Annotated in this window: 14 protein-coding genes, 1 pseudogene and 1 riboswitch; of the genes and pseudogenes, 2 read left to right on the forward strand and 13 right to left on the reverse strand. The window is 42.0% G+C overall.

Features of this window, described 5'->3' with window-relative positions:
• Positions 1–93: 93 nt before the first annotated feature.
• Positions 94–291: riboswitch (cobalamin riboswitch) on the reverse strand.
• A 241-nt stretch (positions 292–532) separates the two neighbouring features.
• Genes AB5642_RS04030 through AB5642_RS04060 form a run of 7 tightly spaced genes read right to left on the reverse strand, consistent with a single transcriptional unit; the run spans position 533 to position 14429 of the window.
• Entirely contained in the window at positions 533–3586 is a 3054-nt protein-coding gene (locus AB5642_RS04030) for a type III restriction-modification system endonuclease (protein ID WP_173718122.1), read from the reverse strand.
• On the reverse strand, positions 3583–4665 hold the full coding sequence (locus tag AB5642_RS04035) for a YhcG family protein (protein WP_173718121.1): 1083 nt from the start codon (positions 4663–4665) through the stop codon (positions 3583–3585). The genes AB5642_RS04030 and AB5642_RS04035 overlap by 4 nt, the downstream gene beginning before the upstream one ends.
• Before the next feature lie 14 nt (positions 4666–4679).
• Positions 4680–6614, reverse strand: coding sequence for a site-specific DNA-methyltransferase (locus AB5642_RS04040; protein WP_173718120.1), 1935 nt, complete (start codon positions 6612–6614; stop codon positions 4680–4682).
• A 16-nt stretch (positions 6615–6630) separates the two neighbouring features.
• Positions 6631–10272 carry a hypothetical protein gene (locus tag AB5642_RS04045; RefSeq protein ID WP_173718119.1) on the reverse strand — a complete coding sequence of 1214 codons (3642 nt, stop codon included), beginning with the start codon at positions 10270–10272 and terminating at the stop codon, positions 6631–6633.
• 17 nt (positions 10273–10289) lie between these two features.
• On the reverse strand, positions 10290–10949 hold the full coding sequence (locus AB5642_RS04050; RefSeq protein ID WP_173718118.1) for a DUF4391 domain-containing protein: 660 nt from the start codon (positions 10947–10949) through the stop codon (positions 10290–10292).
• 14 nt (positions 10950–10963) lie between these two features.
• Positions 10964–14194 (reverse strand): helicase-related protein, encoded by a 3231-nt coding sequence (locus AB5642_RS04055; RefSeq protein WP_173718117.1) that lies wholly within the window; start codon positions 14192–14194, stop codon positions 10964–10966.
• 25 nt (positions 14195–14219) lie between these two features.
• A complete protein-coding gene (locus AB5642_RS04060) occupies positions 14220–14429 on the reverse strand; it encodes a helix-turn-helix domain-containing protein (protein ID WP_173718116.1) in 210 nt (69 codons plus the stop codon).
• 205 nt (positions 14430–14634) lie between these two features.
• Here AB5642_RS04060 and AB5642_RS04065 point away from each other — a divergent pair, with 205 nt between their 5' ends.
• Positions 14635–15405, forward strand: a complete 771-nt coding sequence (locus tag AB5642_RS04065) for an inositol monophosphatase family protein (protein ID WP_173718115.1) — start codon at positions 14635–14637, stop codon at positions 15403–15405.
• A gap of 259 nt (positions 15406–15664) precedes the next feature.
• On the opposite strand, the gene AB5642_RS04070 is transcribed toward AB5642_RS04065, so the two are convergent.
• Together AB5642_RS04070 and AB5642_RS04075 are read right to left on the reverse strand one after the other, a co-directional pair.
• Positions 15665–16306: a TIGR04100 family radical SAM protein gene (locus tag AB5642_RS04070; RefSeq protein WP_173718114.1), complete on the reverse strand. Its 642-nt coding sequence runs from the start codon at positions 16304–16306 to the stop codon at positions 15665–15667.
• 151 nt (positions 16307–16457) lie between these two features.
• Entirely contained in the window at positions 16458–17327 is an 870-nt protein-coding gene (locus AB5642_RS04075) for a pyridoxamine kinase (RefSeq protein ID WP_195391946.1), read from the reverse strand.
• 109 nt (positions 17328–17436) lie between these two features.
• Between AB5642_RS04075 and AB5642_RS04080 the strand changes: the two genes are divergently transcribed.
• Positions 17437–18765, forward strand: coding sequence for a PLP-dependent aminotransferase family protein (locus AB5642_RS04080; protein WP_173718112.1), 1329 nt, complete (start codon positions 17437–17439; stop codon positions 18763–18765).
• 52 nt (positions 18766–18817) lie between these two features.
• On the opposite strand, the gene AB5642_RS04085 is transcribed toward AB5642_RS04080, so the two are convergent.
• The 4 genes and pseudogenes from AB5642_RS04085 to AB5642_RS04100 all read right to left on the reverse strand — a co-directional run.
• Positions 18818–19459, reverse strand: coding sequence for a precorrin-8X methylmutase (locus tag AB5642_RS04085; protein ID WP_173718111.1), 642 nt, complete (start codon positions 19457–19459; stop codon positions 18818–18820).
• Positions 19460–19461: 2 nt separating this feature from the next.
• The gene (locus tag AB5642_RS04090) at positions 19462–20970 is read right to left on the reverse strand and encodes a cobyric acid synthase (RefSeq protein ID WP_173718110.1); all 1509 of its coding nucleotides are present in this window, start codon (positions 20968–20970) and stop codon (positions 19462–19464) included.
• Positions 20971–20985: 15 nt separating this feature from the next.
• Positions 20986–22050 (reverse strand): histidinol-phosphate transaminase, encoded by a 1065-nt coding sequence (locus AB5642_RS04095; protein WP_173718109.1) that lies wholly within the window; start codon positions 22048–22050, stop codon positions 20986–20988.
• A pseudogene (locus tag AB5642_RS04100) lies at positions 22025–22126 on the reverse strand (DUF6783 domain-containing protein); the annotation flags it as partial. The pseudogene AB5642_RS04100 and the gene AB5642_RS04095, both read right to left, overlap by 26 nt.
• Between the last annotated feature and the right edge of the window lie 47 nt (positions 22127–22173).

The following is a 22173-nucleotide window of genomic DNA, read 5'->3' on the forward strand; positions in this document are numbered from 1 at the left end:
TGTTTTTTTGTTTTTAAAAGAAAAAAGTCCGCTTCCATGAAAAAGCGGGCATCACAAAAAAACATGATACGAAAGACAGCACTTTACACGGAAGTTTCTTTCTATGAACCAAGCAGGTTTCCTGGCTTACAGCTTAAATCCCCATTCCCTTCTCACATAAAAATGCAATGGATATGAATGTGGCATAACTGAATACAGTGACCGGATCGTTCAGGATTCTCACCTGATTCCCTCTTCTGAAAATAGCACAAATTTTATATATTTTTCAGCACTTGGCACATTTATTCTTTTAAGCAGAATTATTATAACTTACCCCTTAAATAAAGTAAAGATATTTCTTTAGCAATGTTTTTATATTTCTTTAACAATGTTTTTATGAACCTTTTTTGAAAACAGGGACTACATCGCATACACATTGTTAGTCCCTGTTTTCACACCGAATTACATTCGTGCTATTCGCAGCGAGATACAAAAACTGACATACACAGCACGCCTTCCTATGATTGTTGAGGAAATATTATCCCTTAACGCCTTATCTCGTCACCATATTAAAAAGACTCTGATAGCTATCCACAACATCATAAACAACGCTGCCACTACTGATAGCCTTAAAGTGTTCCCGTGCGCAGTGTATCTTAGATTCCTCAATCAAACGCAACTGCATAGAGGACATAGAGCCTTTGGTTTCAGCTACAAAATAAATATGCTTTACCTTTCCCTTATAGAAAGCAATTGCCCAGTCAGGGTTATAATTTCCTACCGGTGTTGAAATATAGAATCCATTCGGCAATTTTACATATAAGGCCACATCTGTGCTCATATCCAGTCCTATAGCAAAATCACGTTCATTGGTGGAATCAAAAACAAGATAATCGTACAAATGCTTCTTTGTTTTCATTGCATTGACGCCCAACCTGCCTTTAATAGTGGAATCAGTAAATACCTTCATGCTGTAATGCTCATCCAAAGCTGCATAAGTAATGTGCTGGATAATGGCTGTAGCCTTTTCCTCATTAATAAGTGCAGCTGCCTTGATAATGAACTCTTCCGGATTATCTTTAAACTGATCAAAAACAGTCTTTTTGATACCACACAGAATAGCAATAACATCCTTACGAGTCAACTTTGTCTCTTCCACCAGTTTGCCAACCAAATCGTATTTCACACTACTATTGACAGGAATCCGTGTCTGCGTACCGTAAGCAGAAGTTTCCTTTGTAAAAGCTGCTCCACATTCCAAAGCTTCTTTCGATTTAATTTCTTCCATTGCACCTGATTCAATCTTAAAGAAAATCTTAGCAACTCTCAGCTTAGCATCCAGAGATGTTATTGCATTTCGGATCAGTTCATCAATATCAAAATCTACGATATAAATAGACTTTGCATTAATCTTTGACCAGAGCGCTTGAAACTCAGGCATAGCAAATTTTTCTTCATTAACCCTAAGCTCAACATTATTACTACGAGCATTTTCAGGCTGCATTGCCCTCGGGTTGTAAACCGAGTCGATGAGTTCTACAATGGATGCTGCGAAATCATTCACTTCTTCAGCAATTTGCAAAATGCCATTGGATTTGTCTTCGTAGTATTTATCAGTCAATACACCCTTCTTGTCGATATAGCGGTTAATAGTCAAATCATACATGATGGCATAGGCAGTATCCCTATCAACCACTTGTTCACGACCATCCGAATCGTTGATGACCTTTCCTACAAACAGATCAGCTGTAATAGCACGAGGCCGATCTGCCACAGTCTCTGCGATTTCACTCTGTAAGCCTTTCGCAAAGGAATCATAACTTTCACTGGCAATGACAGTCAGAATATTGACATTATGAACATCATTTCCCAAAACATTCGCATCTTGGCGTTCACCATCCTGGTTGACGCACAGGCGTAGACCACGACCAACCTCCTGGCGCTTGCGAACATCACTGCCGCTCTGTTTCAGTGTACAGATTTGAAAAACATTCGGATTATCCCAGCCCTCACGTAACGCTGAATGCGAGAAGATAAACCTAACGGGGGAACGTTTCGGATCTCTGTCCAAAAGCAGCTCTTTGTTTTTCATAATCAAATCGTAGGCGTCAACATCATCTGTTGTGGTTTCTTTACGGCCAACCTTGCTATTAATCATCTTGCCCTTTTTATCAATCGAAAAATAGCCTGCATGAGTGGATTCGGCAGAGATAGAAGCCAGATAGCGAAAATATTCAGTCTCTCCAACACCTATCTGCAAATTTTCTACAATGTCGCGATACTCTTCTTCAAACATCTCTGCAAAGATACCATTACTCGGTTTTCCGTTTGCATCATACTGTTTGTAATGAGCAACTTCATCAATAAAAAACAGAGAAAGGACTTTGATTCCCTTGTAATACAGCTGTCGTTCTCTCTCAATGTGAGAGAGAATCGTTTCTCGAATCTGAATACGGCGCAGTTGCTCCTCACTAACTCTACCGATCACATCACCAGCATAAATTTTGATACCATTCAAAAACTCTACAGAATCATCACGACCATCAATCGACTTTACTACAAAGTTATTATGATATTCTTCCATGCCGTTAGACTGATCATAGAGGTTAAATCCAATTCCTACTGTCTTAGTAACTTTCCGAATTCCAGAAGCACCTTTATAGTCAAACTGAATGGTTGCAGTCGGATCAGCTTTAGATAAGTTAATGCTTTGCAGATAAACATAGCTTTCTGTTGCCGTGCTGCCAGATTCTGTAATCCCTTTAACTGCAATCTTCTTTACAAGACGTTTGTTATAGGCTTCCATAGCGTCCAGGCGATAGATCATGTTGTAGATACTGTCATCCTTATGTGTTGCAGAATAACGCAATGTCATCAACGGATGAAACTCCCGCAGCCGCTCCTTTGTCTGCTTACCCTCGACAGACTGTGGCTCATCAATAATAAGAATCGGATTCGTTTTCGCAATGATATCTATCGGACGTCTAGAACGGAAGTCATCCAGTTCCATATAGATGCGACGCGCATCCTTTCCTCTGGCATTAAACGCTTGCGAGTTAATAATCATAACATTGATGGCACTATCAGACGCAAAGCGGTCAATTTCCGTAAGCTGAGCGGAATTATATATAAAAAAGCGAATCTTCTTTCCGTATTCTTCCGCAAAGTGTTCCTGCGTTACCTGAAAAGATTTGTAAACGCCTTCACGAATGGCGATACTCGGTACCACAACAATGAACTTACTCCAGCCATAGTGCTTATTCAGCTCAAACATGGTTTTGATGTAAGTATAAGTTTTACCAACACCAGTTTCCATTTCAATTGTCAGATTATAACCTTCACCTTCTAATTTCTGAGAAGGCGTGATTTGATAGGTTCTTTGTATTTTCTGGATTTGTTCCAAGATCATACGGTTAGACAGCTCCGGCACAAGTGGGTGGTTACGCCATCCGGTAAAGTCTTCCTCTTCATTCATACCAAACTGGAAATTACCGGTACCTCTGTCCATCATATAAGTTGGAGTCAGATATGGCTGCCCGGTAAAGACATCTACCACTGCCTTGGCAGCGTCCGCCTGGAACTTCTGATGCTTAAATTGAAGTTTCATTCTTCCGCTCCTCCGTTCTCAACTGCAATTTGCTCTTCCAGAAGTTTCTTTAAGTCTTCCTTTTTTGGAAGAACCGTTTCGTACTTGCTGGCAAATATCTGAGAATTATCTTCTGGCAGCGTCATTTCTACTACCGCATTATTTTTATCGCGACAAAGGACAATACCGATTGTTTTATTCTCATCCGGCAGTTTTACTTTGCGGTCATAGTAATTGACATACATCTGCATCTGCCCAATATCCTGATGCTTGAGTTCCCCAATTTTCAAGTCAAACAGAACAAAGCATCGCAGCAGACGGTTATAGAAAACCAGATCAACCATAAAATGTTCTTCATCAAATGTGAAGCGCACCTGACGCCCGATGAACGCAAAACCAGTGCCCAGTTCCAAAAGGAACTGCTGCAAGTGATCAATAATTCTGCTTTCCAGTTCACTTTCTGAATATTCCGGAAGCTCTTTCAAGCCCAGAAATTCAAGCACATATGGGTCTTTCACTGCATCTTTCGGTGTCTCTACTTTCTGGCCTTCCAGTGCCAGCCGATAAACCTTGTCCTTGTCCGTACTGAGAGCAAGCCGTTCATAAAGAGCACTATTATATTGACGTTTCAGTTCACTGAGGCTCCAATCGTTTTTAACACACTCGATTTCATAGAAATGCCGTTCGTCTATATTATCGATCCGCATGAGTTTCAAATAATGCGACCAGCTCAGGTAAAATTTTCTTCCTGTACTGATCGCCGGAAGATTCTCGAATTGGGTAAACACTGTTTCCCCAATTTGATCATGCGAATAGATGCTATAGAAACGCCGCATAAGTTTCAGGTTTTCAGCGGAATAGCCTTTTCCAAACATGCCTGTCAGATATGTGGAAAGTTCCTTCAAAAGCTTTTTGCCATAAGTTGCCCGATTCTCGCCATGCTGTTCTTCCTCTACAATCATTCTGCCTATCTCGTAATAGGCATAAACCATAGAGAGGTTAACAGCGGTTTTTGCATTTTTCTGGGCTTGCAGAAGAACATCGGAAACATTCTTTAAAAAATCACTTTGATTTGCCTCGTGAATCTCATTATTTTTCATCTCCGCGCCTCCCGTCAAATCACTTTTACTCTGGTATCCGGTGCAAGCAATTTAAAAATCTCTGTGACGTTAATCTTAGCTGGGCTGTTTGCAAAGCCGCTGTCGCGGAAAACAACGCGAAGTGGTTGGCGCTTGGCAATTTTCTCAACCACACTTTCAGGCACATTCTCATCAAAGCAGGCAATCAGATCACCATCATTGTAGGTGTGAACGGTGCAGCCATCGATCTGCTCAGAAGAATAGGGCATAGACAGTGGCAGCCCCCAGTCCAGCAGGCAGCCGAACAGCAGGTCAAGATCAGTGCGGTCATCCTTGATATTGGATTCCAGACCGGCAAGCAAGCCCTGGTCGTAATCATCAGGTGCATAGTAGACATCCTTCATATTGGTGTCATCCAGTTTGAGAACGCGGAAGCCAACGTCAAGATCAGCAGTTGTCAATGGGCTTTCGGACTTGATCTTTTCACCGGCACGGCGGATGCGTTCCTTTGCGAGTTCTGTCAGAAGATGTGGATGTTCCATTTCATCGAGGACGGAAACAGCGTTTTCGGCAACCCTCTTTGCATTAGCAGAAGAACTATTCACAAGCGGATCAATATTTTCAGGAAGTTGCACAAGAATAAACTTGTTTTTACCTCCTTCAAGATTAGAACGCATGACAGCCTCCGCCGTTGTCCCTGATCCGCTAAAGAAGTCCAGTACAATGTCATTCTCACCAAGTCCAAATCCTAAAAGGAATCGAATTAGTTCAACTGGTTTCGGATTAGAGAAAACATCCTTTTTGAAGTAGTCATAAACATCACTTGCGCCTGTACTTGTAGTACCACGGTCATCGATCACAGTTTCTGTTGTAAAAATACTACGCGGCGTCTTCCCAAGCGGTATTCTTTGCTTAAACTGGACTGACCACTTTTCTCCAATTTTTATAATTCTTATTTCTCCTGCTGCAATGTCAGAATCAAATCTTGCTTTTGAACGCAACCAGCTAATTGCATTTCCGTCTTCATCATATTCTAAGACTGTTCCGTCCGGGCATGTAATAGGATAGTATTGCTTGCCAGCTTTTCTCTTGAATGTATCCCAGAAAAAGCGCCCAATATTATCTTCTTCTTTGTACCTTTTGATGTAGTCGTCGGAATATGATTCATAGAACTCTCCGAGCAGTGCTATATTCTTTGCGTAAGTAAGGATATATTCATGCTCAATAGCTATGTGCGTAGAATCATTGCCGCCTCCTTTTTTATTTTGCCATATTAGTTGTGCGACAAAGTTTGCCGCTCCAAAAACTTCATCACAAATATTTTTGAGATTTTTTACTTCGCTGTCGTCAATAGAAATAAAAATCACGCCATCATCTGTTAGGAGATTCTTAGCAAGATGCAGTCTGGAATAGATCATGCTGCACCAGTCAGAATGAAAGCGCCCGTTGGTATCGGTGTTCTTGAACAGACGGTCACCGTCCTCGTCGTACATTCCCATCTGCTGGTTTTCTTGTTCCTGTGAGTGCATGAAATCGTCGGCATAGATGAAGTCGTTGCCTGTATTGTACGGCGGATCAATATAGATCATCTTGACTTTGCCGAGATAGCTCTCCTGCAAGAGCTTCAACACTTCCAGATTGTCGCCTTCAATATAGAGGTTCTCGGTGGTGTCCCAGTCTTTGCTTTCCTCTTTGCAAGGACGCAGCGTCTTGCGAATGGGTTGGTTTGCCTCTACAATAGCAGCCTTCTTTCCCACCCATGTAAACTCATACCGCTCATTGCCCTCCACCACATCAGGCGAAAGCATCTGCTTCAACAGCTCAAAGTTGATTGCCCGCTTGTACACCTTCTTTTCCGGCGTGCTGTGTTCTTCATCCAGCACCTCTGTGACGCAGTTTGGGAACAGTGCGGCAATGCGGTCTACATTCTGTGCCGTCATATCCGGCGATTCCATTCTCATCTTATCCATTCAGTTTTTCCTCCTCTTACACTTTCTTGACACGCAGCTTTAAGAATTTTTGCGTTTTCTTTCTTTCTAAAGCAGGATCAAATTGAGTTTCTGTTTTTTCTTCCTTACTTGTGATATATCCAATCTTCTCCAAATATTCAGCCAGCAAGTAATGTTCTTGAGTCGCTGATAGAAGAACCTCATGGCGTTTTGTACGGTCTACAAGATCAGCATATTGTCCACCAAGTTCATTGAATTTTCGTGGGAGATCGTCAGCACCATATACATCGATATTTGTAAATAGAATTTCCGCTTTATTCTTCTGATCTACACAGTTCATTGCAATATCCACAATTTCTTTTGTAACCGGCAATTTTAATACAACCATTTTCGTGGCCACACCTGCTGTCATGTAGCTTTCGGCATATTCAATAAACAATTCATCTTTATATTCCTTCTGAATGCTTTCACTAAGCATGAGGCTTTCAAACAAACTATCAGATATAGGAATACTGTTTTTTGTCGCCATAAAATCAGCCTGATTCTGCGTTATGAAAGCTACACCGAGAGCAGGTGAGATTGCCGTAACATCTGTGTATCGGTTAGCGGAGAATGCAAAATATCTGCAATCGATCATGACCTGTAATGTGAATGGATCTATCGCCGAAATATCCATATCAAAGTCATTCATCTTCAGCACAGGGATGAGCTTTCTTTGAACTTCTTCGTCGAATTTGGAACTTATGAATTTCCTTATAAACGCATCGCTTACAACCGTAGTATCGGCCTTTTTCAATACATCGACCTGAGCGGATACATATTTTTTCAGCGTATCTGTAAGGCTGTAAATCTTCCAATACTCAATGATATTATTCCAATCAGGCTCAATAATATTTTCCTTCAGAAGCTCATCCCAAATAGCACTCCATTGTTCTTTATTTTTTCGAGCCAAATCACCTGCACAATCTTCAATATTACTTAGTGCAAATTGCTCCTGCCGAACGATCTGAACCTGCAATTCCGTCATACCATCCAAACGCCTGAGCAGGTCAATAATATCCTCTGCACTATCCTTCAAAGCTTCATTCGTCAAAACAATTTCACGAACATACAATTCGATGTTGTCTTGAACATACTGGAGCAAAGGCAAGTATTTTAGATCGATCAGTGTAGAATATGGACGAGTGGTCAAATTGCCAACCATGCTGCTATTTTTATACCCTACTATCGTTTGGATCATTTCTTGATTCAGAGCAAAAAATTTTCCATCGAAAACTGCATCTAAAATATTATTTGCAACATTTTCTATTAGCAAGCGAGTAAAGTGAACATTCAGGCACTGGATCACCGAAATGATTTTTTCATTTTCGCAAGATTCTAACCCCTGAAGGATGTCTTCATGCTGTTCAAAAAATGCCGTCATACTATCGTCTGCATTCAACTCCTCAATTACAGAAATTGGAGAAGTATTCATGATTTCGCATAGGTATTCCAGTTTGTGAGCATATGTCATTGTTGCATCTGCACTGATATGCGTCCACATTCCGGTCCACTTTTGGGACAACAATTGAATAAATTGTTTTCTTTGCTTGGTACAGCTGAAAAACTCATCAATAAAGTGCCAACTGATTTCTCTTTCATCAGATAACTGGTTAATAAAAGCACTTAGCTTTACTGATTCACCTTCTGATAGCAATTCTTCAAGTAAGGTAAAATTATAAATAGCCTTTTCCTCAAATTCATATTCTTGAAGTCTTTGAAGCACCATTGGCGTCTTAGTCAGCTGATAGTCAAATGCAAGTGGCTCTTGATTCTTCACCGAAAGAATAAAATTCATATCATCTTTAGTAATGCTTGCGCCTTTAAAGTAGTTAATATAACTGGCATACTCTTCGTCAATATAGGCTCTGCGCAAGAGGAATACAAGCAATTTGTTCCGTTTGACCTTTTCTGATAATACTTCCTCTGGTGAATAATCTTCCAACAGCTTAGCAAGTGAAAGACCCGAAAGATCATGCTGCTGCATTCTAAGTTCTTGCAATTTTTCCTGTATTTCCTGCAGCCCGATTTTCCTTATTCGATTGATTTCTTTCCACCGTTCAATGTAGGATTTGAGCGTTTCTTTATTTATTGATGTTTGACCAGAATATCCACTTCCATAATAATAATACATTTCGGTATAATTTTTGTTGAGTATTTTCACTAAATCAAATTTATCATCCATGATTTCACTTGCGGAAATTGCATCCCACCCAGCTCTCAAAGACTCTGGTGTTCCCAATTGCCCCATCAACTCACCAAACATTGCGAATTTAATTTCCCTCACCGATTTCATGCTGTCCGCTTTGTATCGCTCTACCGTGGTTTTATAGTCATCAATTTCTGCTTGCATTTCCTGTTTCTTGGCCGAAATAAACCTTTGTTTATCCTCAAAAGCTTGTTTAATAACGCCCGATTCGCTTTGTATATCTGCAAAATCACTCGGATGGACATTTTTAAAGATGGTCATTGCAAGCATTTGCTCATCCGACAATGAAAGTTCCTGCGTTGTCCTTAATGTATCTTTGTATATAACAAACTCATTATATATATTTTGCAGAACACGCATATCCGAAATATACGGAGAAACATCCAATACAAACCCCTGTGATATATTGTGCTCAATGGCTTTCCCTTTTGCCTCTTGAAGCCGCTGAAGAAGAATCTCCCCAGAGTTCGTCTCATTGATTACAGGAATGATAGGAATGATAAAATCAAAAAACTTGGTTCTATCTTCTTTTGAAAAAATATCATCTCTAACAGCATAAACAAAAACGATCGGCTTTCGTTTAATAGCGTCATCGTTATTAAGAAGGTTGTTCAGCTCTCTAAGGTGAACAAAAATCTTTGGATCGTCCAAACGATCCAGGTCTTCAAAAAACACGATTCTGTATCCAGTAGCTTCAAAGAAGTACATGATTTCATCAAGATTCTTATTGAAAACAGAATCCGATTCTTCTCTGCCGCTTTGAATGGTTGTATCACTGGGCAGCTTTACTTCTTTTATCCTGAATCTCGAAATCACTGTGCGATACAGATAAGCAATTATGCCAGATGTTACCGTGAAAAGTATTCCAATAAAAAAATATGTATTGATATAGGGCAGTTTTTTTCTTGAAAGGAAGTTACTTACCGTCTCAACAAAGGTACTAAACTTTTCTGGCACAAAAATATCAGACAGAATAGCCGTAAATATCATTACAGCCAAAACACCTACAAACACTGGAAGAAATTTTATTTTATGTATTTTTCTATATCGACTTTGCGGGATTTTACCTGGTTCTACTTTGTAAAAAAGCTGCTTTAAGATTCCCTTTTCAACCTCGTCAGCATCTACTTCAATTTTTTCTCCTGATTCATCATTTTCCAAAACCTTTCCCTTAAAGAATGTGGCCATAGAGATTTTAAGAGATTTGTTTCTGATGGTATTAGCACGAAAGGGAATGCCCTTGTTATTTTTTTCATCATCCTGCGCAAGAAAAGTTTCAATAACGCTGCTCTTGCCTGCACCATAAGGGCCTGTTAAAGCAATATTCTTAACTTTCTTATTTTGAAATGCCCAGTTAAGGGCTTCTATATATTTGTCGCCGTTTTCGATATTGTCAATTGGTGCCAAATCTCTGTATTCAAAATTCCCCACCAGTTTCACCTCTTTTTCTATCTGACCATCTTGGTTAAAAGATTTCTCAATTTCTTCAACTCCGCATTCATTTCCATCTGTTTATTCAGCTGCTTTTCTTTTCGTATCTTTGCCTGCAAGGCTTCGATCTGTTTTTGAAGCTTTGCTTTCTGCTCACTCCGCTGCACAGCTTCCTGCAAAGTCTCCTGCACGCCTTCTGTCTGCTCTAACACGGCACCCGCCAGCTGGCGAACAAAACTCTCATACACCGCATCCAGATTCAAGCCTTCCACTTTTAATGAAAGCTCATCTTCTGCCAGCCAATCCGTGTGATAGTAACGTTCCACCTTGAAAGCATTATTTCCAGCAGTCGCTTCTTTGTATCCGATCCAGGCCTGATACTTGCCGCCATATTCCATCAGGAATAAAATGTGATACGGGATTTCACGGTCAATTTGTCGCAGTATCGCTTCATTCACAGTTTGCGTGTTCCACCTGATTTCAAACACTTCAATTTCAGTCACCATTTGCCCCGCTGCCAGATTCATCGTAGACGCAGCAATCTTATTACGCCAATATATAATCCGAATATCATCAATAACCCTCTTTTTCAAAGCAGGTGTAATGGTAAGGTTCTCATAGAACTTCTGCTTGGGCAAGCGCTTGTTAAATTCTGTCGACTTAGGAAGTCCTAACAAAATAAATTCCTCCTTTACTTCACGACCAGGAAGCAGATCAGCTCAAAGTCACTCAGTCCGGAAATATCCGACATCAGAGCCGATGTACCACCAGGCGAGAACAAGCTGTCAATATCGCTTTCTTCTTTAGTATCTATAATAGAATCAATGGCCATGCTCAAAAGTTCCGACATCTCTGCCATATTCCGGCCATCATCTGTTTCTTCATTGAACTTTGTATAAACTTCTTTGATTGGTTCCGACTTACCACGGCAGAGAAGCCGCACATCATCCAAAAGCTGCTTGGGATTCAGGTAATCGCAGATCACATCTTCATCCCGACCGATATAAACCATGTAAAACGGATGGATGCGGTTCTGATTGTCTATATTCACGCTATTGTTTACATTCCGCAACACGAAGATCACACCTTCCGGCAGTTCCTCCATTGCCGACACCACAGCATGAAGACCGCGTGGCTTTCGTTCCATGTCTGGATGTGTTTTCAGGTATTCCAGCAGATCGAGGCGGAATTCATTCAGCCCCAAATCCATGATTGAGATTCCCTCCGACATATCCTCGATGTCAACCACTTCCTCCTGTAACCGTTTCAGCTGTGCCTTACGATATTCTAGGTCGCCTTTTTCTTCTGCGTTGATCAGATCATCATCACCGGTAGCAGTCATGACTGAAATTTTCATCCTAGTTTCTACACGGCTTTTCAGATTGATATACTCATCCAGATTCATATCGGGCCAGAAGTTCACCAACTGGATATATTCATTCTTACTGCCAATACGGTCTATACGTCCAAAACGCTGGATAATACGCACGGGGTTCCAATGAATGTCGTAATTCACCAGATAATCACAGTCTTGCAGGTTCTGACCTTCCGAAATACAGTCCGTGGCGATCAGAATATCAATATTAGCTGTACTGTTCGGCATAAGCGCTGCCTTGCTCTTGCTGATAGGAGAAAAGCAAGTCAGAACATTGTTCAGTGTTGCTTTCAGCTCTTTAACAGTAGTCTTTCCGTCAACTGCTCCGGTAATAAGAGCGGTATCCAATCCATATTTCTTTTTTACAAATACACTGACATTCTCGTAGAGGTATTCTGCCGTATCTGAAAACGCTGAGAAGATCATGATTTTCTTGTTGTCTTGATTGATCGGATGCTCAATTTTTTTGGAGATCAGACCAAATAATGTTTGCAGCTTCGTATCGTATTCCGGTGTAATGTCAGCGATCATAAGTGTCAGTAGTTCCAGAATATCAGCATCGGTCTGAAGCTCCTCTCTCCATGTGCGATAATCCATATCCGCAAGATTGATTTTTATTTTCTCGCCCACAGAGAAGAAATCTGTATTGCCGTCATCCATATCAAAGTCATTATCAGACGCTTCAGACATATCCAGATCAGATACACCATATTTTTCAAAACGATTGATCGCATCGATTGTTTTCGTGATCAGCTCGCGAATACGGCTAAGCGTCAGGTTGAATGAAAACACAGAACTTTCCAATCGCTTCAGTAGGTTGATACTCATCAGTCTGCGAATTCCTTGCTCACGACCGCGCTGGGTAAGATTGATGCCCTTGTTATGCGTCAAATCCATGTACTTATCCAGCTTGCTTGGAAAGATATAGTTGGACGGCGTATAAATGCAAAGGCTAAGCTTCATCAGCTCTTCATAAATCTGATTGTAGTTGATTGCCGACTTTAAGTTGGTAAGACTCGGCCGCAGTGAAATTGGCTTCAATCTCTCCGGAAACTTGCCAATTTCTGCTGTGCTATAATACTTGGAAATGTGCTTTCTGGAGCGGGCAATTGTTACGCTGTCCAGCACTTCAAAGAAATCAAAATCCAAGGTTCTTAAAAGCGCATCCGTTGTGCGGTCTTCCGGATCAAGCTTGCACCAGGCATTGTATGCTTTCTGTGCCTGACGAAAAATATCATCGATAGATTTTTTTGTTGCAAGCTTACTGTCGATTTGCTCACTGTCTCCCTCATAAGCAATAGCCAATTGATTGCGCAAATCCACAAATCGGTTATTGACCGGAGTTGCAGATAACATTAGAACTTTCGTCTTCACACCGGTGCGGATGACTTTCTCCATCAGCTTCACATATCGATTTTCTGTTGTATTCGCATGCGTGCCGACGCCGTTGCGAAAGTTATGAGATTCATCAATGACAACAAGGTCATAATTCCCCCAGTTCAGGCGATCCAGCTCAATGCCATTGGAAGTACCGCCTGTTCGTGATAAATCTGTATGGAACAGCACATCATACCGCAGACGATCTAGCGCAATCGGGTTGTTCATATAGTTTCCCTTATAGGTATTCCAATTTTCCGCCAGTTTCTTAGGGCACAAAACAAGAACCGACTTATTTCTATTTTCGTAATACTTCACAACGGCTAAGGCTGTGAAAGTTTTTCCAAGACCAACACTATCCGCCAGAATACAGCCATTGTATTTTTCAAGTTTGTTGATGATTGCGAGAACAGCATCTTTCTGGAAATCGTAAAGTAGGTTCCAGATCTTGCTTTCTTTGAATCCTGTAGATTCGTTGGGAAGAACATCTTCCGAAATATCCGCCAAAAACTCGCTGAATACATGATACAGAGTCATAAAATAAATAAACTCTGGAGAATTTTCATTGTAAGCAGAAGAAATATTCTCAATCACCACATCTGTAACATCCTGCATCTTACTGCGATCATTCCAAATTTTCTCAAATAGCTGCATATACTGAGTGGAAAATGGTGCTTCCATTCGATTGGTCATATTATAGCTGTTGTTGCCTCGTTCACATCCTATATCAACTGTTGTGAACCCCGTCATCGGCATATAGGCGACTTGTTCTGTCGAAGACTCCACGGTCATAAAACCCTGCATGTTTTCACCTGTAATATTAGATTTGAAAACAGCTTTCCGCCTGATCCAATCTGCACATTCTTTTGCAATCGACTTCTGCGTCATCTCATTCCGCAATTTGATTTCAAATTCCGTTCCATACAAACTGCTCTCACGGTTCAATCTCGGAATATAGAATTCCCGCTTTTCTTTTGAGGCTTTCTCAGTTGTAAAAGTAGGTGAAGTGAATATAAAACGAAACTCACCCACGCCTTCTAACTGTTTTTTCAGTTCTTTATACGCGTACATGGAAAAGCAGGCAGCTGCAACAGACACCTTACTTCCTTTTGCAATTGTAGTGGTCATGTCGTCACGCACAATTTCAGAAATATTATCAAAAATCTTCATTTGTATGCAGCCTCCTTAGCCCTTGTTATTCCGAAGCCTCAGAACATTTTTTGTTCTTTAGATATTTTCCTGACTTAATGCGGGCATCAACGGGCTTTTCTGCATCGTCAGGTATAATCCATGAGTAGCCAACTTTTTTAGCTCCGGGGATTCGCCCTGTTGAACACAGAGTTTGAATTCTTCTTTTTGAAATCCCCCATTTTTCTGATAATTGTTTAATCGATAAATAATCCATAGTTAACCTCATTCTTCATGTTGCAATCTACTCTCAGCGGAACATAATTAATCAAATTTATTATACGCTAAACTGCGAATAAAATCAATCTATGTATTTTTACACTTTAATTTTCCATTTGCCCTTTCTTTCCGTTTATGGTAAATTTTCTCTAGGCCATACAAATTGTTGAAATTTTTTGACATACGTTAGGAGGTATATTGATATGAATAAGGAAAACCAAGCCAGAATCATAGAACTGGTCAAGCAGGCCAAGCCCTTGATTCTCCAGGAAATGGTCCACGAAAAGGTTACCGAAAAAGGGGCTGCCGATTACGTTACCAACGTAGATGTTGCCGTACAAAATTACCTGAAGGAGGCTCTTGGAAAAGAATTTCCGGACATTGCACTGATTGCTGAGGAAAAAGAAAACCTTGGACTGAATTCCCGGAAATCTTACTGGATTCTGGATCCCATTGACGGAACCACCAATTTAATCCGGGATTATCATTTAAGCGCAGTTTCTCTGGGGCTTTATGAAAATGGGGAAATCACTTTCGGAGTGGTCTATAATCCCTTTACCGAGGAACTCTTCTACGGTGCCAAAGGGGAAGGTGCCTATCTGAACGGAACTCCTATCCATGTGTCCGACCAGCAGGAATTCAAAGATGCTGTGGTGTCTTTCGGCTCCTCTCCTTATGAAAAAAACAGGGCAAAGGAACTGTTCCCGGTATTTTACAATATTTTTATGAACTGTGCAGATTTCAGGCGCACCGGCTCTGCTGCCCTTGACCTTTGCTATGTAGCCTGCGGCAGACAGCACGCTTATCTGGAACAAAATCTGAAGCCCTGGGATTACAGCGGGGCTACCGTTATTTTAAGAGAAGCTGGCGGTACCATCACGGACTGGGAAAATAAAGAGCCGCCTTATCTTGAGAATTCGGATATACTGGCCTGTGTACCCCAGTTCCGGGATATTTTGCAAAGGCTTATATAAAACAGGTCTGGCATGTAAAGCGGACATAAGCATCCCCCTCACCCGCCGCTTAATGCTCCGCGCACTTGAAGCGGGGGGAATGCTTATCTGCGTTCAAATACTTTGTAAATGCTGAAAAACAACTTACAGATATCAAAAGACACCACTGCAGATTTTTCCATATTTCATAAAATCTCATAGATAAATCCAGCGCACGTTTGAAAACGGCTCCAATTGATTTTATGAAGCATCTGCATTGATGTCTTTTTTCACCTCAATTTTATTCCGCCGTATACTCCCGTACTCTCAGCGGAATTCCAAGCTTCTCTGCCACTTTACGGCTTTTCTCAACGTTTTCTTCCCCGATACAGTCTACAACCGTGAATTTCACATTTTCTGTATATTTTTTGCAATCCTGCGCAAATTTCAGCATGGCATCAAAGGCTTTCTCGCCGTAAGCCGGGCGTACCACTTCGTTGTAGGACTTGGCATCTGGCATATTTAAACTGATGGAAACAATATCAACTGCCTGACAGACCTCTTTCGCTATAGAGCGCTTATTGATCAGATCTCCAAGACCGTTGGTGTTCAGACGAAGCTTGATTCCCGGACAGGGCTTCCCATCGCGATCCAAATGTGCCGGATATTTGCTTCTCATATACTCACTGACAGCGATCAGCTTATCCAGCGCCATAGTAGGCTCTCCATAGCCACAGAAAACCGCTTCCTTGTATCCTGAAAAATCAAAAGCATCAATTGCTTTATAAATCTCCTCCATTGTGGGTTCCTTGTCAAACCATAAAGTTTTTGCCTCTCCTACCGAATTCCCATTGTTGCGGATGCAAAAGGTACAGTTGCAAGGACACTTATTTGTCAGATTAAAATATACCTCATCATTATAACAATATACGATATCTGCCATTATTACACTCTCCTTCTCATCTATATTGCGGTTCGCAGACATTACTTTGCGGCACTATAACTTTCTTTTCCGAAATCATTCGCTATCTCAAAGCACCTTGCGTAACATTGCCAGTGGATATTATCCTTTTACAGCAATTGTTATTCTCTTATCAACTTTTACATAATTCCCCAAGATACGCCTCGAAGCAGACTCCGTCATTCCGGTCTGTGCCTTCCTGTACCGTCTGGGCAATTGCCTTGGAAAGAAAATTCACAGCCAGCTCTACACAGCTCATCATGGACATCTCTTTCACCAGACCGGCACTAAGCACCGAGGCAAACAGGTCTCCTGTTCCAGAATAACTGCCTCCTATTTTTGGGGCAAAGCACCAGGAAGAATGACCATTTTCTACTACCAGATTTCCCATCTGATGTACACACAATTCTGCCTGAGACTCCACGCCTGTAATCACAGCTGCCTGTAAGCCATATTCTTTTTTCAGCTGCTCCCCAATCTTTCCGATCTGTTCCAGCCTTTTCCTTCCATCCAGTTCCAAAAGGCTGGCATATCTTTTTTCCATCCCTTCTTTCCCATATAAAAGAAGCAGAGCTTCCGTAAGATTGGGCGTAATCACATGGGCGTTTCCCACCAGCTGAAGCATCTTTTCCCGCAGACCTTCTGTATAAATTCCATAAGCCCTGCCATTGTCTCCCATAACCGGATCCACCAGCACCATTGTGTTCTCCGTTCGGAATCTTTGAAAAAAATCCAGAATCTTATCTGCCTGTTCTTCGTCAGCCAGAAAGCCCGTATAAATTCCATCAGGGGAAAACTTCCGTTTCTCCCATTCTGTCATGATCTGTTCCATGTGCTCTGTATAATCATCACAGTAATAGGAAGGATAACCAGTCTGGTTGCTGAGTACTGCTGTTGGCAGCGGTACCGCCTGCACACCCATCACCGAGATCACCGGAATTGCCGCTGTCAGGGAACATTTTCCAAGCCCTGACAGATCCTGGATTACCGCTATTTTTTTCAAATATATCACTCCTGATTTTTATTGTAAATTTTTCGTTTATATTATAAAATATCACCTAAGTGTATGTACAGAAATATCCAAATTCAACTTTTTTAGAGGGGACAGTTTTATGTTAGACATTGAAAAAAATCAGAACCGCACTACGCATCTTTATATGGAAGTTTACGAATACTACCGCAAACTGATCCTGGATGGGAAAATGGCCCCCGGAAGCAAAATGCCTTCTCTTCGCAAGTGCTCCCAGGAGCTGAAGCTTTCCCGGACTACTATTGAAACTGCCTATCTTCAGCTTGCCGCAGACGGCTACATTATGGCAAAAGCCCAAAGCGGCTACTATGTCACAGAAATTGCCTCCCACCAGCATATAAACAACCAGCCGGGTACTCACAAAGAAACTTATTACCGCTATGACCTGGCATCTTCAGGTGTGGATAAAGAAAGCTTTCGTTTTGACCTGTGGAGCCGTTACATGAAAAGCGCCCTCCGGCAGAATGAACGCATGCTGACCTACGGCGAACCCCAGGGGGAAGCGGATTTCCGGGAAACTTTGTCAGATTACATCCGTGAGAGGCGGAACATTCTTTGTTCACCGGATGATATTGTAGTAGGCGCCAGTTTCCAAAGCCTGCTGCAGATTCTCTGTCCTCTTATCCATGAAGTATATCCGGAATTTCACCGGGTATCCTTTCCAACCCCTTCTTTCGTTCACGGAAGCACAGTTTTCGGGGACTATGGATATGAGATCTGTTACCGTAACAAAGACTGTGATGTGGTCTATGTTTCTCCTGCACACATGACAAAGTGGGGCGAAATCATGCCGGTAAAGCGCCGTCTGGAGCTTTTGAAATATGCAAATGAACGCCATCATCTGGTAATCGAAGATGATTTCGAAAACGAATTTGTCTATTTCCAGAAGCCTACACCCTCCCTTTTCGGACTCTCCGGAGGACAGGGCGTAGTTTACATTGGTTCATTTTCCAGATTGCTGCTGCCTTCTATCCGTATCAGCTTTATGATCCTGCCTCCTGAGCTTCTCAATGCTTATAAAAAGAAAGCCGGATTTTACAACCAGACTGCTTCTAAAGCAGAACAGATTGCTCTGTGTCAATTTATCCGGGACGGTCATCTTGCTGCACAGACCAGAAGGCTGAAACGACTTTATTCTTCCAAATTAAAACAGCTTCGCAGATCAGTCCGTCAGGTATTTGGCACTGGCTGTCAGATTCAGGTGGGCGCAGCCGGTACCAGTCTGGCTCTTACTTTGCCTTATGAAAAAAGCGGGGATGAATTAAAAAAACAGGCTTCTGAAAAAAGCCTGCATTTACAAATTTTAAAAGAAAGTGAAAAAGATGTGACGGTACTTATGTCCTGTTCTTCCATGCCAGTACAGGATTTCATCCCGGCCTGTGAACTGCTGAAGTCTGTAGTTTTTGACTAAACAGACAGCGTATACTTTGCCATTTACCACAGACAGAGTATACGCCGTTTTTTTATCCCCGATTGTTGTCAATCATATACAGCAAGGCATTACAGATGCACGCTGCGATATTTGATCCACCCTTACGCCCGCGGGCTACAATGTACGGTACATCTGTATGCATGATCAGTTCCTTGGACTGCACTACATTCACAAACCCCACAGGCACACCGATGATCAGCTCCGGATCCAGCTTTTTCTCCTCGATCAGCTCATAAAGGCGAACCAGTGCTGTAGGTGCATTTCCAATAGCAAAGATCAGCTTTTTATCCAACCCGGCCGCCTTGTCCATGCTGGCTGTGGCACGAGTGGAACCATTTTCTTTCGCAATCTTCGCCACATCCTCATCTGACATAAAGCAGTAAACCTCACCGCCATACCTTGCAAGGGCGCGTTTATTGATTCCTGCTTTTGCCATCTGGGTATCGGTTACAATACAGGCGCCATCTTTAATTGCCTGAATCGCTTTTTCCACTGCATTTTCGGAAAAACAAAGATTTTTCGCATAATCGAAATCAGCGCTTGTGTGAATACATCTCTTTACCACCAGCTCTGTTCCCGGGAGCAGAGGGGTATCACCAAGCTCCTCTGTGATGATCTCAAAGCTTCTTTTCTCTATGTCCATTGGTTTTACATTTTCCAGTTCTACCTTCATATTTATACCCCCTCTTCCAGGATTTCATATATTTTCTTCATATCCAGATGTTTCCGGAGCTCTGCTGCCAGGATATCATACTGGGTTTCCTTAAACGCCTGGAAATCCATACCAGTCATTCCAGATACATCCAGTCCTTTCTTTTCTCCAATGATCTGTACGATTGCCTCAGCTACTGCCTCTTTATCAAAAACACCATGTACATAGGTTCCGCACACATTGTCAAGATAAGCACCATCCGCCTTTCTCTCTCCGGTTACGCTATCCTGAATACTGGTAGATGGCTTTGCATCTCCTTTCAGGGCAGTCTCACCCATATGGATCTCATATCCTTCCAGAGCAGTATCACTAAGCTTTGCAAACGCACCAGTCAGCTGGCCGAAAGAGCCTTCCACTCTGGTTCTGGTCTTTTTCCTGGCAAAAACGGTATCCATTGGAAGAAGGCCCATACCTTTGATCGTTCCGCCAGCTTCCACTCCATGAGGATCGCTTAAAGTCTCACCCATCATCTGATAGCCACCGCAGATTCCAAAGATCAGCTTTCCTTTCGCAGCCTCCTTCAGGATCAACGCTTCCAGGCCATTTTCTCTCATCCACAGAAGATCTTCCATTGTATTTTTGGTTCCCGGCAGAATGATCATATCCGGATTGCCAAGCTCTGATGGATTTTTTACATAGCGAAGGGAAACTCCCTGAATACTCTCCAGCGGATTAAAATCTGTGAAATTAGAAATTCTGGGCACTCGGATCACCGCAATGTCAATCATGTCTACTGTCCGTTTTGTCTCAAAACGTTCCGTCAGGCTGTCCTCATCCTCCACCTGAATATTCAGATAAGGAGCTACGCCTACAACCGGAATGCCGCTTCTCTCCTCCAGCATTTCCACCCCAGGATCCAGAATGGTTTTGTCTCCACGGAATTTATTGATGATCAGACCTTTTACCATCTCCTTTTCATCTTCTTCCAGAAGCATGACAGTTCCGATCAGCTGGGCAAAAACACCGCCACGGTCAATATCTCCCACCAGAAGAACCGGAGCCTTTGCCATTTTCGCCATACCCATATTTACGATATCATCACTTTTCAGATTGATTTCCGCCGGACTTCCGGCTCCCTCTATAACAATAATATCATTTTCTGCTGCAAGAGCATTGTAAGCCTTCATAATATCCGGCACCAGTTTTTTCTTATATTTGAAATAATCTCTGGCGCTCATGTTTCCCAGAACCTCACCGTTTACGATCACCTGGGAGCCTACATCGTTTGTAGGCTTTAAAAGAACAGGATTCATCAGAACAGAAGGAGCAATTCCGGCTGCTTCTGCCTGCATCACCTGGGCACGTCCCATTTCCAGACCTTCTTTTGTGATAAAAGAATTCAACGCCATATTCTGGGACTTGAAAGGTGCCACACGGTACCCGTCCTGTTTAAAAATTCTGCAAAGGCCTGCTGCCAGAAGGCTTTTTCCGGCATTGGACATTGTCCCCTGCACCATGATTGCTTTTGCCAAAATGTGTTCCTCCTTTTATAAAATCACATTTTCAACTTTGGTTCTATCTATTTCTTTCAATGCCCTGACAAGCTGCTGATTTTCTTCATGTTTCTTCACCGCCACCCTGTAATATCCTTTGGAAAGCCCGGTATAATTACTGCAATCGCGTATCAGGATCTTCTTCTGCTCCAGCTTCTCATACAAATCCGCCGGACCTGTAAAAAACACGTAATTCGCCTGAGAAGGATAAACCGGATAGCCAAGCGCCGTCAGTTCTTCTTTCAGATATGCCAGTTCCTGAAAGGTCACCTGTCTTCCCTTTTCTACATATTCTCTTTCCTGCAAAGCCGCCAGACCTGCTGACTGTGCCATGGAAGAGACATTCCAGGGCTGACATACACCTTCTATTTTTTCCAGAAGTCCTTTATTTCCGCAAAGACCATAGCCAAGTCTCACACCTGCCATAGCATAGCGCTTTGTAAAAGCTTTCAGAAGAAACAGATTGTCATAGGTTTCCAGATATTCTTTTAGCGTATATTTTTCTGGTGATGGAACGAAATCCAGGAAACATTCATCCACTGCCATAAGAATATTAAGCTCCTGACAACGCTTCAGAATTTTTTCCAGCAACGGTTTTTCCACCAAAAGCCCGGTTGGATTATTGGGATTACACAGGAAAATAATGTCAATCTCTTCTGTCAATGCCTGTAAGAAGTTTTCCTCCAGCACAAACCTCTTTTTCCCATTCAGGAGAAAAAACTCTACCTGGCAATCTACACTATATAATGCCTGCTGGTATTCTGCAAAAGTCGGAGCCGGCACCAGAGCCCGTCTTGGATTCACCGCCCGGCAAAGGGAAAAGATCACCTCTGCAGCGCCGTTTCCGCAGATCACCTGATCCGGCTTCGTATTCTCATATTCTGCAATGGCTTTTTTTAAGGGAGTGCAGCCTACCTGGGGGTAGTCATTTATATGCTCCAGACTTTCAATGATCGCTTTTTTGATTCCCTCCGGGGTACCAAGAGGATTGCAGTTTGCTGAAAAGTCAATGCACCCCTGATGATGATACACATCACCGCCATGTATGTGTTTTTCCATTGTTGTCTCCATTCAAGTAATTACATGATCTAAAGCGTGTTTGAAAAAGGCTTTCTGTAAGATGTGCGTCACAATTTTAAAACATACTTTAATCTTTTATTTGTTGCTGTTTTTTCAGCAAAA

Source organism: Ruminococcus sp. 1001136sp1_2201st1_G3_2201SCRN_220225, assembly GCF_040924365.1.
GTDB classification, from domain to species: domain Bacteria; phylum Bacillota; class Clostridia; order Lachnospirales; family Lachnospiraceae; genus Blautia_A; species Blautia_A faecis.